This window comes from Arthrobacter sp. PsM3 (assembly GCF_030433895.1).
Lineage (GTDB): Bacteria > Actinomycetota > Actinomycetes > Actinomycetales > Micrococcaceae > Arthrobacter.
In genome coordinates this window covers 1-18,282 of sequence record NZ_JARUXE010000057.1, presented here as the reverse complement: position 1 = coordinate 18,282, position 18,282 = coordinate 1, and the positions used below count along the sequence as shown (strand labels likewise).

General features: G+C 64.7%; 9 protein-coding genes and 2 pseudogenes. 6 read left to right on the top strand and 5 right to left on the bottom strand.

The features are described 5' to 3' along the window. Positions 1 to 331 precede the first annotated feature (331 nt). Positions 332 to 1,816, top strand: coding sequence for an MGDG synthase family glycosyltransferase (locus QCD75_RS20060; RefSeq protein ID WP_301231222.1), 1,485 nt, complete (start codon positions 332 to 334; stop codon positions 1,814 to 1,816). A gap of 316 nt (positions 1,817 to 2,132) precedes the next feature. Here QCD75_RS20060 and QCD75_RS20055 read toward each other — a convergent pair. The 3 genes and pseudogenes from QCD75_RS20055 to QCD75_RS20045 form a co-directional block, all read right to left on the bottom strand. Beyond that, positions 2,133 to 2,484, bottom strand: a pseudogene (locus QCD75_RS20055) (DMT family transporter). Between the two features lie 508 nt (positions 2,485 to 2,992). Further along, entirely contained in the window at positions 2,993 to 4,399 is a 1,407-nt protein-coding gene (locus tag QCD75_RS20050) for an FAD-binding oxidoreductase (protein ID WP_301231221.1), read from the bottom strand. A 75-nt stretch (positions 4,400 to 4,474) separates the two neighbouring features. Continuing rightward, positions 4,475 to 7,741 (bottom strand): ATP-binding protein, encoded by a 3,267-nt coding sequence (locus QCD75_RS20045; protein WP_301231220.1) that lies wholly within the window; start codon positions 7,739 to 7,741, stop codon positions 4,475 to 4,477. Between the two features lie 1,143 nt (positions 7,742 to 8,884). Here QCD75_RS20045 and QCD75_RS20040 point away from each other — a divergent pair. Continuing rightward, positions 8,885 to 9,766 (top strand): annotated as a pseudogene (locus QCD75_RS20040) (IS110 family transposase); the annotation flags it as partial. Positions 9,767 to 10,399: 633 nt separating this feature from the next. Here the strand turns inward: QCD75_RS20040 and QCD75_RS20035 are convergent. Continuing rightward, positions 10,400 to 11,218 carry a DUF1206 domain-containing protein gene (locus QCD75_RS20035; RefSeq protein WP_301231218.1) on the bottom strand — a complete coding sequence of 273 codons (819 nt, stop codon included), beginning with the start codon at positions 11,216 to 11,218 and terminating at the stop codon, positions 10,400 to 10,402. Positions 11,219 to 11,608: 390 nt separating this feature from the next. After that, positions 11,609 to 12,346, bottom strand: a complete 738-nt coding sequence (locus tag QCD75_RS20030; RefSeq protein WP_301231217.1) for a GAF and ANTAR domain-containing protein — start codon at positions 12,344 to 12,346, stop codon at positions 11,609 to 11,611. Between the two features lie 1,018 nt (positions 12,347 to 13,364). On the opposite strand from QCD75_RS20030, the gene QCD75_RS20025 reads away from it, so the two are divergent. The 4 genes from QCD75_RS20025 to QCD75_RS20015 all read left to right on the top strand — a co-directional run bounded on the left by QCD75_RS20025 (position 13,365) and on the right by QCD75_RS20015 (position 17,006). Next, positions 13,365 to 15,038, top strand: coding sequence for a GAF domain-containing sensor histidine kinase (locus QCD75_RS20025; RefSeq protein ID WP_367400678.1), 1,674 nt, complete (start codon positions 13,365 to 13,367; stop codon positions 15,036 to 15,038). Between the two features lie 1,172 nt (positions 15,039 to 16,210). Continuing rightward, positions 16,211 to 16,480, top strand: coding sequence for a hypothetical protein (locus QCD75_RS22400; RefSeq protein ID WP_441005525.1), 270 nt, complete (start codon positions 16,211 to 16,213; stop codon positions 16,478 to 16,480). Continuing rightward, positions 16,411 to 16,638, top strand: a complete 228-nt coding sequence (locus tag QCD75_RS22395) for a dihydrofolate reductase family protein (protein WP_441005524.1) — start codon at positions 16,411 to 16,413, stop codon at positions 16,636 to 16,638. The genes QCD75_RS22400 and QCD75_RS22395 overlap by 70 nt, the downstream gene beginning before the upstream one ends. Positions 16,639 to 16,859: 221 nt before the next feature. Further along, on the top strand, positions 16,860 to 17,006 hold the full coding sequence (locus tag QCD75_RS20015) for a lmo0937 family membrane protein (RefSeq protein ID WP_301231216.1): 147 nt from the start codon (positions 16,860 to 16,862) through the stop codon (positions 17,004 to 17,006). Positions 17,007 to 18,282 lie beyond the last annotated feature (1,276 nt).

Genomic DNA, 18,282 nt, shown 5'->3' with positions numbered 1-18,282 from the left:
GGCGACCGGGCCGGGCGCTTAGCAACGGCGCAACACAGAGACTACGGTGCCCCTCTTCTGCGAGAGCGGCCAATGAGTGGGTCATGTCGATACCTACCCGGTTGGCAATGAAATGGGGACTGCTCCCGGTTTTGTTGACTCCTCATGCGGCTCTCGGCCGGTCGGACCATGAAGGGGATGAAGGGAGGTGGCAGCGTTATGTAGAGCCCAGAAACTCAGTGCGCCGTGCGGGCGTGCCCGGGAGTCCGCACCGAGCGCGGGCAGGACCCGGTTGCAGCCGAGGGTGATCTTCTCCGGCAGCGGTGGTGATACGGCCCGCTAGACTCTCTTCATGCGCAGAACGTGGGCACGAGGCCCCGACGCCGCTGGGAGGGAGCGCGTACTTATCCTGTCAGCAGGGGTAGGAGCGGGGCACAACAGCGCCGCGGCTGCGGTGCAGCAGGCGTGTGCCGCGCGCGCCGACGTCGACGAGGTGCAGGTGCTGGACGTGCTGCAGGTGAGCAGCGTGCTCTACCGCACACTGCTGGGCAAGGGTTACTTCGTCCTGGTCGAAGACTTGCCCTGGCTGGTCGAGTGGGGCTACGACATCAACGACCGTCCGTTCCGGCGCAGGGGCCCAGTAGACCCCTGGACACGGGTGAACGCTCTTCCGGTGATCGGTGCGATCGAGCGATTCCGGCCGACCGCGATCGTGTGCACGCACTTCCTGCCAGCCCAACTGCTGGCGTCACTGCTCCTTCGCGGCGTGATTGACGCGAGGACCGCCGTCGTCACGACGGACTACGACTTCCAGGGACTATGGCTTACGGGCGCGTTCCACGCGATCTTCCTGGCCAGGGAGGAGGGGAGGGTAGAACTGATGGCGCTGGGTTTGCCCCCCGACCGCGTCGCGGCCACGGGCATCCCGATCGCCACCCAGCTGAACGTAGCGCCTGCGCGCGATGCAAACGAGCCCCCGATGCTGCTGATCTCGGCGGGCGCGACTGGCGGCGACTATGCCGTCTCGGTCGTGCGGCAGACGCTGCACATGCGCTCGTCCTTCACGGCCACGGTCGTGTGCGGACGCAACAATGCGCTGCGGCAGCGTATCGAGCAGCTGGTGGCGCCCGCTGGCGACCGCTACCGCGTGCTCGGCTTCACGGCGGAGATGCCGCAGCTGCTGCGCCGCGCCGACCTGTTTGTGGGCAAGCCGGGCGGGCTGTCGGCGTCGGAGTGCATGGCTGTAGGACTGCCCATGGTGCTTGTGAACCCCATCCCGGGGCAGGAGGTTCGCAACGGCGATTACCTGATGGAGCAGGGGGCGGCGGTCCGCTGCAACACTCCCGCGACGATCGGCTGGAAGATCGACGAGGTGCTGCGGGAGCCGGGTCGCCTGCAGCGGATGCAGGCGGCGGCGCGGAGAACGGGCCGCCCTGACGCTGCGGCGGACGTGCTGACCGGACTGCTGGACGGCCCGTCCCGCCCCCTGGTCGTGACACGCGCAGCGCAGAAGACAATCCTCGCCGAGAGCGAGCGGCGCGTCGTTGCGACCGATCTGACGGGACCCTCCTCGCTGGTCCGCGTAGTCGACTCGGCTGCGGGTAGCACAGTCGCGCTGCTGCGAGCCGAGGAGCTGGGAGATCTGCAGAAGCGGTATGCCACCCCGAACGGGGGTCTGGTACTGCGGCCCGGCCACGCGCTCATGTCGCTGAGGTGGGAGGAGCGGCGGCTGATCCGCGCCATTCTTCGGGGGGACGACGAGCTGCCCATCCGCGTCGAGGGGCCCTCGCCACCCCCTCGCATCCTTCCAAAGGGACCGGCGGGAGACGACCCCTAACGACCTCAGGCGGGCCGGCCGTCACGGCGGCATGACGGCGACCTCGAAACTAGCTTCCAGGGCCGCGGCGTGGAGCGCTGCACCAGCCCGGCATCGAGGAGGAGGCCGAGCTGCCTTCGGATAGCTGCTGATCGAGCTGTACTGTAGCTGCCTACACTTACGACTGTCTCCCCCGGCTGGGCAAAGGGGACACTGTGGCAGAGCTGGAGTGGGCCGCGCTGGAACCGAGCGCCGTCCTCGGGATGGCTGAGGATTTCCTTGAAGCAAGTCGATCCGCGGCTGACTTTCCTCGTTGGGACGGGAATTCACCCGTAGACTATGCCGATTCCTCGGCGGTGGCAGGACGTTGCCTTGTTCCGATGACTTTGAGTCCAATAACGGAGCCGATGATGCCAGTCAGGAAGAGAATCTTGAGGGCGGAGGTGTCTTCGGATCCAGTGAGCATGGCATAAACGACAGTGAGCGCTGCACCTATTCCTGTCCAGACCGCATAGCCGGTGCCCACCGGGATTGTCTTGGCGGCGTACCCCCAGGCCGGCGATGCTGAGTAGGAGCGCTGTGATGAAAACAGCCGTGGGGAGCGCCTGAGTAAACCCTTCCGACTGTCCCAGTGCCGTTGCCCAGATCGCTTCGAACACGGCGCTGACTAAAAGTGCAGCCCAAGCCATGCTCGGGGTGCCGTGGTTGGTCTTGTACCTATTCATGCTGTGGGGTCCTACTGACGACATGACCTGCGGGGATTTCTATAAGATCTCTTTCTCCGGAATCCTTGCTGACCGGTGGCTTGGGGGAGGGCTGGTTCCCATTTGTCCGGCCAGGAGGGGTGTGCACGTTGTCCACACCGGAGCGAGTTTCCTGCCATTGCTGCTTTGTGGCTCGCTCCTTGCCTGCTTCCCACGAGACCGGCAGGAAGATCCCCGGAAACCCGGGGATCTTCCTGCCTCAACCCACGTAACTTCAGGTTAGGGATCTGCTAGGTGCCGCGGGTCCATCCGCGGTGTCAATGTTTGGTGAAATTGGCACCTTTTGATGATTGAGAAATTGAGCGATAACAAGACCTCCGCTACGGCGGCGTTACCGGTCAGTTGCCTGGGGAATCGAAGTGCCTCTGACGCGGGCTGTCAGGTTGCTTCCCGACCCTCGGTCGATCATCCACTTCTCACGCAGGCAGTGCTGTCACACCGTGGGGGCGATGTTCTGGTTCAACCGGAATAGATTGGTGGGGTCGTATTCGTTCTTCAGTTTCACGAGCCGCCGGTAGGTATCCGCCGGGTACGACGCCCGGACGAGCGCCGTATTCGCTTCACCTGTGAAATTCACGTAGGCCGCCACATCCGGACCGAGCGAGGACGTCACACCCCGGGCCCATTCGACGGCATCCGCGAAGCCTTCCGCTGTCGGCGTGCGCGCAATAACGTTGACGATGAATTCCTGGTCGCGGAGTGCGAAGGCCGTTGCTTCGGCCGGAACCCGGCCGACCGCGCCGCCAAGGTGGTGCAGGTGAATCTCCGTCATGGCGTTGGGGAATGCGGCAAAAGAGCCCAGCAGCACGCGCACGGACGCGTCGTCGGCGGCGCGCAGAAATGCCGAGCGGAAATAGTTGTGCATGCCCCGCGGGTACAGCGGATCGAGCGCCTGCTGCCACCCCGCGTACGGGTTGGCCGCGAACACATCGGCGATGACCGTGCCCAATGACCGGAAAGGCGCGGTGGCCGCCTCGCCGGCATCGAGATCGCCGGACCAGCACCCTCCCACAGCGATGACTGGCTTGCCGTGCACCGATTCTGGCAGGAAAGGGACCGGCGGCGCCGTGGTCATGTTGACCAGCGTGGTCAGCTCATCGGGGGCCGCCGCGCAGGCCGCCCGATAGCCGCGCAACACCTGCTCCGCCTCTTCTGCGGGGTAGAAAACCAGGCCGGAAACGACGGTGGGCCCCACTTCGTGCAATTGATAGTCGAAGGACGTCACCACACCGAAGTTGCCGCCGCCGCCGCGCAGTCCCCAGAACAAATCGGGGTGCTCATCGGCACTGGCGTGAATGAACTGCCCGTCAGCGGTGACGACGTCGGCGCCGACCAGGTTGTCGCTGGCCAGCCCGTGCTTGCGCACTAGCCAGCCGATGCCGCCGCCGGTGGTGAAGCCGGCGATGCCGGTCGAGGACACCAGGCCACCGGTCACCGCAAGCCCGAATTGCTGGGTCTCTGCATCCACGTCCTTCCAGGTACACCCTGCCTGTGCCGCCACGCGGCGGCGGGCTGGGTCCACCTGGACCCCCTTCATCAGCGAAAGGTCCAGCACGATACCATCGTCGACGGTGGAAAACCCGGGGATCGAATGGCCACCGCCGCGAACCGACAACGGCAATCCCTCGCTGCGCGCGAGATCGACCGTGCGGATCACATCTGCCACACCCGCACAGCGTGCGATGAGCGTCGGGCGGCGGTCGTGGGCCCCGTTCCAGATGCTGCGTTCGTGGTCGTAGTCCGCGTCCCCTGGCCGGATGACCGTGCCGCGCAGGCCGGCGGCGAACTCGGCGATGGTGGCCTCGCCGATGCGGCTCGGCCTAGTCTGCGTCGTTGTCACGATGCGTTCCTCCTGATTGCTGGTTGTTTGTCAGATCCATTTGTCAGATCCAGGAATAACGCTAGTGAACCGTCCTCAACGAGCACTCAACGCCGTCTCAACATCATCATCCGAGTCCCGCCTACGGAGTGCGGCCAGCCGCTGACCGGCGATGAGGCATCTCGTTCGGTCGAAAATCGCCCCAGCCCTGTCAATTTCGCGGGCCGCCCGATGCGGGTCGCTGAGCTCGTTGGATAGCTCTGCCACCATCAACCGTTGCCAGCCAGTGTGTCGCCGCCATGGGGCGACCTTTTCCGCTGCCTGCCTGTACATTTCCCGCGCTGCCCGGACCTCCCCGGAGATCAGTTCGGCGGCACCGAGAATGGTCAGCGTGGCGCCGATCCCCACCTGATCTCCCGCGGACTCGAACCCTGAAAGGCAACGCCGAGCGTCTGTCAGGCCGCGGTTGATATCACCACCCATGGCGCGGAGCAGGGCGATATTAATCTCGGTCAGCAGCTCGCCGCGTCGGTCGCCCAGGCCGAGCCGAAGCTCCCGCGCCAAGGACAGGGCCTCATCGGCTGCGCTGTGGTCGCCACAGTCGCGCAGAATGCAGCCAAGTTGGTGAAGTGTTTGCGCCCTAGCCAGGTCATCTCCTAACTCGGCGAAATGTTCGGCTGCATCCGTGATGACGGATATCGCAGACTGCGTGTCTCTCGAAAGCCTGGCCGCGTAGCCGATCGCGGACAGCACGTAGCCTTTGGCTTGGATGACGCCAACCCGCCGGCCCAACAGCAGGGTCTCCTCGACGCAGGGGACCAGCCGTCCGGCGATCGGGACCAGTTGCAGGCTGGGCGTGATCACCGGCAGGAAGGGTGGAGTGCTGGTCTCAGACTGTGCGAGTTCGCTCAGGCAGATGTTTAGGTGACGGGCGGCGAGTGGTCCGTCCTCCCGGGACAACGCGCACTGGCCGAGCAGCCAACTGCTGGCAGCGCAATGTTCGGGTCTGCCACCTTCGACTGCCTCGGTGTGCACGTCGGCTGCCAGCTGTTCGGCCTCGTCCAAGTCGAAAGTGCTCCATGCGAGCGAGGTCTCAATGAGCCGGGCCATCGCCACCTCGTCGGGATTGCCGATCTTCCGCATAATTGCCAGGGCCTCCGCGCCGAGCGCCCGATGCCGATCGCCGCGGCCCTGCCGGCTGTCCAGCCCGGTCAGGCCGATCAGAGCAGCCGCGCGAGACCGGGTCGAGTCGGGAGCCACCGCCAAGGCACGCTCGACCCAACGTGCTCCCTCGACCGCGTGACCGCGGACGAACCAGAACCGCCACAGGCTGGCGGCGAGCCGGAGCGCGGTCTCGGGCTCGCGGGCGCACGACCAGCGCAACGCAGCGCGCAGGTTGTCGTGCTCGCGGTCGAGCAACTTGGGCTGTTCGATGACCACCCCGGTGGCCCGTTCGGGATTGTGGGATTCGGCGACGGCAAGGAAGTAGGCGCAATGCGCAGCCGCCAGCTGAGCCGCCTCACCTGAATGATCGAGATTCTCGTGGCCAAACTGGCGGACCGTCTCCAATTGCCGGTATCGGGTCCCGGCGCCCCTCCTTTCGGTGACCACCAAAGACTTGTCCACCAGCTTGGCCAACAGGTCGAGCATTTCGATCTGCTGGAGGGGCGCGTCAGCGCAGACTGTTACCACAGCGTCGAGGGTGAAACCACCCGCGAACACAGACAGGCGGCGCAGCAGAACCTGCTCCGGTTTGGTGAGCAGTTCGTGGCTCCATTCCAACGTGCCACGCAGCGTCTGGTGCCGCGTGACGCCGCTGGTTCCCCCGCCGAGCATGGACAAAGCATCGCCCAATCTCTGGACGATCTCGGCGGGTTCGAGTACGGCCGTCCTGGCCGCGGCCAATTCCAGGGCCAGCGGCATCCCGTCGAGCCGTCGGCACAACTCTGTCACCCCCTGCGCGTTGTCGGCGTCGAGCGCGAAACCCGGCCGGACCTGCGCTGCCCGCTCAACGAAAAGCCGGACAGAGGGCAGCCGGCCCAGCGCGGCCAGGTCGAGAGCGTCGGTACGCAGGGGCGAGGGCAGGGGCAATGACGGCACCCGGTAGGTGTACTCCCCGTCGGCATGGAGTGGCTCCCGGCTGGTGGCCAGCACTTTAATCCCAGGGGATCCGTCAAGTAGCGCGACGACGAGTTGCGCACAGGCCGCGAGCAAGTGTTCGCAGTTGTCCAGCACGAGGAGCAGCGAGCGTCGCCGCAGTTGGTCGACCAGCGCTTGCACGCGGCTTGGTGCCGCGCCGGAATCCAACCCGAGGACCTCGGCTACGGCGTCGGCCACCAGCAGCGACTCCCCAACGGCCGCGAGGTCGACGAACCAGACTCCGTCCTCGTACTCAGGACGAACTGTCTTCGCGGCCTCCAAAGCCAGTCTGGTCTTGCCGCTGCCGCCAGCCCCGGTGAGGGTGAGCAGGCGAGCATGGCCCATCAGCCGCTCGACGTCAACGAGCTCACGCTCGCGCCCGATGAAGCTTGTCAACGGGGATGGCAGATAACCGATGGCATCGTCTTTGCCGGTCACGCCGGCGGGGTGGCGGAGGCGTTCCTCGGGCGGCGAGCCGGTCAACAACTCGCGAAACAGTCCCGTCGTCCGGGTGTCCGGGTCGGTCCCGAACGCGTCGAGAAGTTCGTCGACCAGCCGCTCATATCGTGCCAATGCTTCCGACCGCCGGCCCATCCCAGCCAGCACCACCATCTGCGCGCGCACGGCTCCCTCGTGGACGGGATCGGATTCGAGCGCTCGGGTGAGGATGACCAACGCTTCCTCCGGCGCGCGCGGCGCCACCGTGGACGCAAGTTTCACCAGTACCTCGCGATGGATTTCCCGGAGCTCATCGCGGCGTGTCGTCAGCCAATCCGCATCCGGCAGCTCCGGCAGAAGATCATCGCTGTACAAGTCGGCCGCATCGCGCAGGCTTGCCTCGACACCTGCGGCCAACGCTGCCACGGCCGAACGCTCGAACTCCAGGACATCGACATCGACCGGGCCATTGTCATCCAGCACGACCACTTCACCGCGGATGGCGAGTAGCCCGTCGCTGCCGGCTCCAGCTTTAGCGAGCGTTCGGCGAGCGACGTACAGGGTCTGATGCAGATTCCGTGCGGCGGCCACCGGCTCCATGTCAGGCCACAGGCGGTCCAGTACCTGCTCGCGACGGCCACGCTGACCAGGTGCCAGCGCCAGCATTGCCACCACGGCCTTTGCCTTCTGCAGCCGCCAGTGGCTGTTCTCGACGGCGTTCCCGTTGACGTACACGATGAACGAGCCGAGAAGCTGGATGCGCAACCCGCTTTGGGTAGGCTTCATGGTTCTTCAGTATCCGCTCGCCAACCGGCGTTGTCGAACAACGAAATTTCCCACACGCGCGCTGCCTTGGGGCACTCTGTGAGCGGCCCATCACTAGCAAGCAAACCACCAGAACCACAGCAGCCAATCGCCCCCGTCCGGCTCGATTCAGCAGTTTGACACTCATCGACTCCAAGCTTGTGCCTTGCTTCGTGGACTTGGGGCTCAACTACCTTCGTCGTCGGCATTGATGCAGTACAGGCCCTAACGTCAGGTGTGTCAGAACGGAGCTACATCGCGGTCAAAAAGAAGCTGCCGCGCCCTCGCAGGGCGCGGCAGTCGCATGGTTGGTGCAGGAAAATGGGCAATAAAGAGATGTGTACAAAGTACACACTATGGGCTGCGGATCGGGTTGTACTGGTGCCGGACTGGCTCGGATTCCGCATGTTTCCTTGGCAGCCTTGTGTTTGCGGGGGAGGGAATACAGTTCGAGTCCCACCTCGGGCACGTGTCTTCCCTGTTCAGAGGCATATTCGCGCTTTCTTGTGTGCACAGTATGCAGACTCTCGCCTCTGATCTGATCTTCCGGGTGTGTGGGGTCCCGGATAGACCTATTCGGTTGTGTGGGGGAGCGGCTGGCTACGGCAGGCCGGGTACCGCCCTGCGGGGCCTCTTCTGGGACTTCCTGCTCGTTCGTCCTTCCGTCGGTTTTCGCGTTCACCACTTCATGGTGGTTAGGGCCGCGTACAACGTGACTTGCTGATGATTCTTTAGATCGACCCAAGTGTGCGGCCGGTCCGGAATCTCCGTTCTGATACCTGATCATGCTGGAATACGGGGGAACGGCATGACGTGGCAACTGATCCGGAGCTGATCATGAGCTTGCTGAGCCCGGCCGGTCGGTCGGCGGGCCGGCTTCGAGGTCGAGTTGCAGGAACTGGCTCTCTGTCGCCGAGCAAAAGTACGCCAAAGGCTTTACTGCCGCTCCGCGCGGACTGGGCAGAATACGACCTGCGCGGGTACGGCCTGGACGCTCCCACGAGAGGGGCCGGCGGTCGACCCTGCGGCAAGAAGCCCGTTCGCGAGACGACTCCGCTCTCGGGTGGTTAGGGCCAGGAGCCCCTCGCCAACGTGGACACACGGAAGGGGAGTCCGTGGCACCCGTATCCCGGGAAATCGAAAACTGATGCCCGGGACGCGTTCATCATCGCCGAGACAGCCCGGGCAATGCCGCACACCCTGCGCGCGGTCGACCGTGACAGTGAGGTGCTGTCGGCGCTGAAGGTGCTCTCCGGGTTTGACGCCGACCTGACCCACGAATGCACGCGGGCGATCAACCGGCTCCGGTCCCTGCTGCTGCAGATCTTCCCGGCCCTGGAACGCGCGTTTCCCGGCACCGTCCTGACCCGTTCCCTGGTCCTGGAACTGCTGATCAAATATGCAGGCCCGACCGGTCTTCGCACCGCCGGACATGGGAACGTGCTGCGTTGGGCACGCACCCACAGCCGGAAGGACCCGGCCGCACTCATCGACGCCGTGTTCGCCGCCCTGGGCCAGCAGACGGTAACCGTCGCCGGGACCGAGGCGGTGGAGCTGGTCATCCCGCGCGTCGCCGTCCAGATCAAGGAACTCAAACACCAGCGGACCATCGTGGCTGAAGAAGTCGAAAAGCTCCTGGACGATTTCCCTCTTTCCCGGGTCTTGATGTCCATGCCGGGAGTAGGCATCAAGACCGCCGCCACCATACTCCTGACCATCGGCGACGGGAGCAACTTCCACACCTCCGGCCACCTCGCCGCCTACGCCGGCATCGCACCGGTCACACGGCGCTCCGGCACCTCCATCAGGGGAGAATTCCATGCCCGCTCGGGCAACAAAGAACTCAAGAACGCACTCTTCCGATCCGCATGGATAGCCTCCTGCCACGATCCCGTGTCCAAGACCTACTACGAGCGGAAACGCGCCGAAGGGAAGAAACACAACGCCGCCCTCATCTGCCTCGCCCGCCGCCGCTGCGACGTCCTCTTCGCCATGCTCAAAAACTGAACCTTTTACCTGGAAGAAACTCCTGAGACAGCTTGACCAAAGCATAGGGACACCCCCGGCCCGCAGAAGTCTGCAAAGAGTTGCCAGCGGCTGGTCCGCCCTGACCTGCCGCTGGCGTTGAATGTGTGCGGCGGTCGCAGGGGTATTCCGGATACTCATTCACTCCTCGGACCGGAAATCAGGCGACGATGCTCATTCCCATACGACTACCGTGACGGGCTGCCGGTCCGGACTAGCACCCTTCATCTAGGTGGCCCATCAGCCGAACGCATGACGGGGGCCGTACATCGGGCGAATCCAGTGCGGCACGGTTCGGCGTCGAGCCGTCCATGTCAGTGCGAAGGTGAGTGGTTGTCAGATTTCCGGTGCCCGGCTCATTTCAGTCATGCGGGCCGCTTTGTCCTGGAATCACCGGCGGCCGCATTGATCTGAATCCGGGGCGCGAACAGCGGCGTTCCGGAAGTTCGGCACGGTTCACGTCTGCACCGCGAAGGTCGTCTCCGGTGATGCCTGCAGACCTTCCCGGCGCCCGGCCCCGGCGGCTGTCGGCGGCCTCGTGATTGTTGCCGTCCCGGGAGGCCCGGCCGTTCCCCCTCACGTCGATGAAGCAAGAGCCGGCCGCGCCGGGGCGGTTTACATCCGCGCGAATTTGGCCTTCACCATCAGGTAAAGGCCGTAGCAGATCAGGCCGGCGCCGACGGCGGTCAGCATATATACCCCGTAGGGCTGCTCGCGCAGCGCCTTCAACCCGCCGTCCAGGCCAGTGGACTCCTGGGGGCGGGCGGAAACGGTGGCAATGATGAATAGCAATCCCACCAGAAACAGGGCTATGCCCTCGGCTATGTAGCCGACCACGCCCAGCCCCGTAATAACGGACCGGCCGGCGCCCGAGGGCGGCAGCCGCAGATCCTTCTTGAACGATGCCTTGAATCCGAGGACCATGAAGACAATGCCGACGATGGCGACCGCGGCCCCGATGGCGATCAGCAGCAACGGACCCCCGGGTGCTTTCATGATGAAGACCGTGAAATCGCTGGTGGACTGTCCGCTGTTCTTGCTGTTTCCACTCGCGGACGCAGCGAACGTCAGCGCCATGACGGCGAACATCACCGCCTTGCCGCCCGCGGAAAGTCTATTCCCCACCTTCTTCTTGGCTTCCAGCTGACCGTAGCCGAACACGGCGTTGCCGGTTTGCCAGAGCGCCAAAGCCACGCAGGCGGCGAATCCGGTCCACAGCAGCAGCAGTCCCTCGGGCTGTCCGGCGAGTTGGGCAACGGCGCCGCCCTGGTCCGCCTGCCCGCCCTTGCCGAAGGCCAACTGGATGGCGACGGAGCCGGTCAGAATGTGCAACAGGCCGCTGACGGCAAAACCTGCCCTGGCGGCGATCACGAGGGCCCTGGAATTCGATGCCTCCTCGACCGCGTTCGCGGCGTCGTCCAGCTCCTTCTTCATTTCCCGATCCTTCGTGCAAGCGCGCCCAGATGCCGTGGTGTGTAACACGCCCATTTTGTCATGTGAGCCCACGCTCACACAGGCCCGGTCTGAGCCAGCGAAGACAGCCGGTACCATCGTCGGTTTCCCGGCCGCGGCCCGGATTGCTTCGCGGGCAGAGGTACGGTAAGCGAGCACACCAGTCCATCCCCGGGGCTTCGCCTCGGCGCGATCCCTGCAACGCTGCGTCAACACCGGGGAGGCGACGGCCGCCCTGACCGGACATGGCACACTTCTCCGTGGCGCTGGTCCTGGGAGAGCCGGCCGGGGCGAGGGCAAATCTCGCTCAGGGTGACTCGTGGGATACGCGGTGCGTGTTGTTTGGAAGTGCGGGGAAGTCAGGGTTGTCGTTCAGGCATCGAACCGGGTGCTTGGTGGCACGTTGCCGGAGAGCCCGAGCAGCAGTTCTTCGGCGACTTGGTGTAATTTTTTGTTCCGGTGGTTTGAGGCCCGGGTCAGGATGGCGAAGGCTGCTTCCTGGCTGCAGCGGTTTTGGGCCATGATGGCTCCGCAGGCGAGGTCGATCGTTGACCGGCTTGTCATGGCGGCTTTGAGGTCTTCGGCCAGGAGCTGTTCGGTTCCTATCCGGACGGCCAGGCGCAATGCGTCGCCGGCGATCCTGGCGAAGTCTTCGGCGATGGCGATGGCTGCCGGGGTGAAGGCCCCGGCGGCGGGAGCGAACAGGTCAAGCGCTGCCCAGGAATCTTTGCCGAGCTTGAGCGGGATTCCGAGGACGGCGTGGTAGCCGCGGGTTGTGAGTTCGCGTTGGAAGTCGGGCCAGCGCGGGTCGTGGTCGACGTCGTTGAGCAGGACTGTGGTGTTGGTTTCCAGTGCCAGCGTGCAGGGGCCGCTGCCATGGGCCTGCTCGATCTGGTCCAGGGTGCGTGCTTCCTCGCTGCTTCCGGCGATCGTGATGGTGCGCCGGCGCCGCCGCAACGCCACGGCGCACTCGACCGGATGGCCGATGGCCGGGCTGATGGTCCGGGCCGCGAAGAGCGTTAGTTCGTTCAGGAACTCGCTGACGGTGCCTGATTCCGTGATGAGCTCTTGGAGCTCGGATACGGCGGATTCATCGGAAGGACTTGTCATGGCCTCAGAATACGACGCACAGGGCCCCGTGTGTGCCTTTTTCATATCCGGGTGCCGCCGGCCTGACGCTGTTTTTGCACTGACCGGCCGTGGCGGCTTCACTGCCCTGGGCCATCGGCAGATCTCCGTCCGCGAGGGGCACCATGTTGCGTGGGATGCTGACCAGGCCCTGAGTGGCAGGTTACGAAGCGACTGAGGCTGTCCCGGGTCGAGGACTGCCGGCGCCGCTATCGCGCGCGGATGTGGGAGGCCTGCGGTGATGCGCGGTTCTAGAGCGGGCAAAGACGGGGCCGCATCGCCGAACGCGGGCTGCCGCCCGGCCCGGTAAGCAGTGGCGATGACCGGTTCGAGCTGGTCGAGAACAGACCGGATTCCAGCGAAAACCACCTGGGCCAAAACACAGGATGGGACCCTTTGTGGAACATTTCTTGGCGTCCCTTTCCTGAACAGAAGGCCATGGCCCTTGGCGTATAGTCAGCAGAAGGTCAAGGCGCGGCCATGGAACTCTATTGTGGAGCTGTCGTGCCTGATTCTTCCCTTGCTCGTTCCGCCGCCCAGCGCGCACCCGCCCGCCAAAGCGCAGCCCTGACCCAGGCACCTTCCGGGGCCGGCGCCCTTGAACTCGTCCGGGTCGAGGATGGCAGAATCCTCCTACGGATCCTGGACGGGACCGGAGCGGTACTGGCCCTCTCACCGGCCCACCTGGATACTGCCGCCGCCGTGGTAGGTGTTGAGGCCTTGCGGGAATGCGCTGCCACGTCTCACATCTCGGACCAGACGGGCCTTGTTCCGCAGCCATTCGTAGCCGGCCGGCCGGTCCATGAACGTGCCCCGTCCCCTCGGCGGGGCCCGAAGCCGGCCCGGCCAGCACCTGCCGGACCGTTCCCCGCTCTTGGCCCTGCAGACGGTGAAGGACGCATGCGCGACTTTGCTGGACCATGTCGCCGGCCTGTCCGGAGCACCAAACCCCCGCGGGTTGCCGGGCCCGCAGGTCCGCTCCCTAGCCAAGGGATATCTGTTGAAGTGGCGTAACCCGATGAAGCGCCGGGCCGGGGATCTGCTGCGGGAGTCCAGGGGACGGGCCGATGAGCTGCTCTATACTCAGGACCGGCTGCGGGGTCTGCTTTCCGCGGTGGTGTCCCTCACCGACGATCTGAGCCTGGAAGCCGTCCTGGACCGGCTCGTGCATTCGGCATGCGAACTGACCGGGGCCCGGTATGGGGCGCTGGGCGTCATCGGCGGGGTCCAGGCGCTGAGCCAATTCATCACCGTCGGCGTCGACGGGGACGGCATCCGGATGATCGGTGAGCCTCCCAGGGGAAGGGGGGTTCTCGGGCATCTGATCCGCGACCCGCAGCCGATGCGGCTTCACGATCTGGGCGGGCACCCCGCGGCGGCCGGATTCCCGCCCAACCACCCGCCCATGAAGACGTTTCTCGGCGTCCCCGTCCGGGTCCGGGACACGGTCTTCGGGAACCTGTATCTGACGGAGAAGCAGAGCGGGGCGGACTTCACCGAGGAGGACGAGGAACTCGCCGTGGCGCTGGCCGCGGCCGCCGGCATCGCCATCGAGAACGCCAGAATTTTCGAGGACAGCCGCCGCCTCCAGGGGTGGCTGGAGGCAGGCATGGAAATCAGCGGCAAACTCATCACCGCGGTACATCCGGACGCCGCGGAGTACCTCGATCTGATCGCCGAACGTGCGCGAACGGTTTCGGGTTCGGCACTATCAGTCATCGCGGTTCCCGGCCCGGACGGGGTCCTCCGGTGCCGGGTGTCCCTCGGGGAGCAATCACTGCCGGCCGGATTCGAAATCCCGGCCTCCACGGCCATCACGGGAGTACTGGAGACAGGGGAATCGGCGGTATTCCCCGACCCCGCGCAGCTCTTCGGTGTTGAAGCGTCCAGGAAAATGGGCCCAGTCCTGCTTGCCGCCCTGGGCCACACCGGAACCAGTAACGGCCTGCTCATTCTGGGCCGCCCGGCCGGCGCCGACGGCTACCCGCAGTCCGATCTGGAATCCAGTGCCCTGTTCGGATCCCGGATCGGGCTGGCCCTTGATCTGGTCCGGGCCAACCAGGTCCGCGAAGAACACCTGCTCTTTGCAGACCGGGACAGAATCGCCAAAGACCTCCACGATCTGGTGATCCAGCGCCTGTTCGCCGCCGGTCTGAGCATCCAGAGCCTGCGCCGGTACACCGACAACGCCGTCGCCCATGAACGCATCGCCGGGGCCACCTCCGAGCTGGATGCAACGATCCGTGAGCTCAGGGCCACGATTTACTCTCTCCAGGACGGCCAGGACGGTGCGGGGCTGCTCACCGACCGTGCCCTGCGCGCCGTCCAGGCGGGGGCACGGGATCTCGGCTTCACCCCAACAGTCCAGCTGACCGGGCCCCTGGACGATACCGTCTCAGAGGAGCTGGCAGCGCACCTGCTGCGCGTCCTCTCCGAGGGACTCAGCAATTCCATCAGACACTCCGGAGCGAAGAACATCAGCATCAGCCTCACCGCCGGCCAGGACAACGTGGAGCTGCTCATCACCGACGACGGGCGCGGCTTCGAAAACCCTGCACGAATCAGCGGCCTGGCCAACATGGAACAGCGTGCAGCCTCCCTGGGCGGAACCTTCAGCATCGACAGCCCACCCGGCCACGGCACCCGGCTATGCTGGACCGCCCCCACAACCTGACCTCAAGCGCGCCGAGCAGTGGCCCCGGTCTCTTCGCTGTACCACCGCACCGTGCCGTGTTCTGTCCCGAATGGCCGAAAGCTGGCGTGACTGGCGGCAGCAAGGGGCTGATAGGGCCTCGCTGCGCTCGGGCGGCACAGAGTGTTTTCCTGACCTTTGTCGAGGGAGACCCCGCAACGCCTTGGTTCCGGATCCAGGTGGCCAGACCCGGGTTAGCCGCGACGCAGTACCTCCCGTGCCGGTCACCACGGCTCTTTCTGGCCGGTCGCGGTCCTTTGGCCCTCGCCTCGGGGTCTTCCAGGAGGAACGATTATCCGTAGGTGACCCCGGGTGGGAGGGACCTGCACGACGTGGCGGGTCGGTGGTGCTCAAACAACAGGAGTCTGTCGATGGCTTTGCCCTTAGACGCCGCTGCTGCCCGGGAACGGTCCCAGGGTTCGGTGCGCGTATTTGTCGTCGATAATCGTGCTCCGGCAAGTCCGCGGCCACCACCTGGCCCGGGCCATACGTAGTGCCGCCACGGGGGAATCGCTCCTGGGCCCTGACGTGGTGGACAGGGCGAGGGCGTGGTTCGCCAACGCGGCGGACCCGGGATTTCGTGACCTGGCCGGTGCGGAGAGGGAAGTGCTGGCAGGGATTTCCGAGGGGTCTGAGCAACCGTCAGATCAGTGAGGCATTGGGTCTGGCTGAGACGAGGGTACGTGAGTTCGTTTCCACGCTGCCGGTCAATCTGGGGTTCGGAGGCGGTAGCGGGCCAGCGGTCGGCCGGCCGACAGATGCACTCCCGTGAATCGACGAGACTGACCCGCGGCCGGATCCCGGGCCTGAACAGTGCACTTCACATTGGGTTGCCGCTGTGGCGTTCGCCCGGCAGTGCATCCTCCACGGATGCGAATAGGAGAAGGATCCGGCCACATTCACGGGATTCCTCCCGCCCCGGATAACCTTCGGCCAGCTCATGAAGAATCGTGGGACGAACGCCGCACACTGCTATCACCTGTGAGGACCGGCAAGTCATCCTTTTCGCATGAGGCGTTCTTCCCCGGGTGCGGTGAAGACGATACAAAGCCCGCAATCGGGCCTCGCTGCGCTCGGGCAGCACAAGCATTTTCCATATTTCCTTTTTGCTGCTGTCCGTTGGAGTGCGAACGGCAAGCACTTCAGGAGATGACATGTCCCTCGTCCGCGTGCATAACTTCTCGGTCTCCCTCGACGGCTTCGGCACCGGCGAGGGCCAGCAACTCAACGCTCCGTTCGGTCACGCAGGCGCACGGCTGATGGAGTGGGCTTTCGAGACGCGCACCTTCCGCGAGATGGGCATCCACGGGGAGTCGGAGGGATCCTTCGGCGTCGACGAGGCGTTCGCCAGCGCGTGGGGGACCTCGATGTCCGGATCGGTGGCGGCGTCAGCACGGTCCGACAGTTCCTCGAGGCCGATCTGATCGACCACATGCACATCGTCCTCGTTCCGATCGTCCTGGGCCGGGGCGAACGGCTCTGGGACGGACTCGAAGGACTCGAACAACGCTTTGACATCGAAGCGACCCCTTCCCCAACAGGAGTTCTCCATCTGGTCTTCACCCGTCGCACGGCCGGTTAGGCCGACACGGGAGCGATCGCCCGTGGACGACCGTCTTACCGGACAGTCTGACCAGTTGAACTTCCACGAAGGGCGAGGCAGCATGCCCGACGCAGCATCGTTCCAGGAGGCCGACCGGCTCGTGCCTTAAGCCTTATCTTTCTGCTATTTCTACCTACACCAGCCTGACATATGGTGATACGCACCACACGATTACCGTGCGGGAATTAAAGGAGACTCTCATGCTGCTCTGGATAGCCATCATTATCGCAGTTCTCTGGCTTCTCGGCCTGCTCGGCAACATCGGTGGCGGGTTAATTCACATACTTTTGGTTATCGCCGTGGTCGTCTTGATCCTCCACTTCGTTCGCGGCAGGTCCCGCACCTAAAATACAGAACTGTGGTCCGCCCCTGCTGGACAGCGAGGTGGGAGCTGCCGCCGTTCTCGGGCGAGGCCTGCAAGTCGCCTGACCCGACCGACAGATGGCTCTGTACTGACGAACATGCCAGCCACCCGCCGGGCGGCCAGCCATGAAGCGGGCGCAGACGTCACCGGCAGCCGCTGACCTGGCCAGCTGCGCCGTTGTGCCTGGCGTGGTCGTTGTCATCGCCGCTGCCACCTGCGGCACCGGACGCGGACCGAAGAAAACGGGACCAGATGCGCGATTCTCCCATTAGACGGCCGTGTATTGGAACGCTGATGTCCGAAGGAGGTGCAACACCATGGCGCTCGTTGATTCCCCGTCTTCCGCTTGACCGGATGTTGGTGCCGGTCGAGGCCGAGCCCCGGCCAGGGCTCGGGCATGTGGGTGACACAGGGCGGAATGACGGCGCGGAGCAGACCGGCTTCTCCATGCCGGCAGGGCTGCGGCCCTTTTTTCTGGTTGTTGCATCAAATTGGTCAAAGAAGAGGGCGTGCACAATGTGCACACCCTAGGCTTCGGATCGGGTTGTACTGGTGCCGGACTGGGCCGGATTGCGGAGGTTTTCGGGGGCGTGGCAGAAATCCAAGGGCTGGAACCCGGTTCGAGTCCCACCTCGGGCACGTGTTTTCCCTGTTCAGGGGCTTTTTGGTGTTTTTTAGTGTGCACATTGTGCACACTCCCGCCCCTGATCTGATGTTCCGGGTGTGTGGGGTGCCGGATAGGCCTATTGGTTGTGTGGGTAAGCGGCTGACTATGGCGGACCGGGTACCGCATTGTGGGGCCTCCTATGGGGGTTCATCCTCGTTCTTCCTTCCGTCGGGTTTTCGCGTTCACCACTTCATGGTGGCTAGGGCCTCCTACAACATGATTTGCGGATGATTCTTTTAGATTGACCTTGGGTTGCGGCTGGTCCGGAATTTCCGCTCTGATACCTGTTCATGCAGGACTGCAGGGGGAACGGCAGGACGTGGCAACTGCTCCGGCGCTGATCATGAGCTTGCTGAGCCTGGCAAGTCGGCAGGCGGGGCCTGCCTCGGGGGCGAGTTGTATGACTTGGCAGGCTTGGCCAATTTTCTAAACCTTTAGAGTGTTCCATGCTTACCCAAATCCGGACGCACTCGTCTAGGGGCCCTGGTTCTGGGGGCTATCGCACTTTACGTGGAATGATGCGTGCCTTGCGCCGCGGAGAGAGAGAGAGAGAGAGAGAGAGAGTCGCGACCAACAAGGACGGCATCGTCTA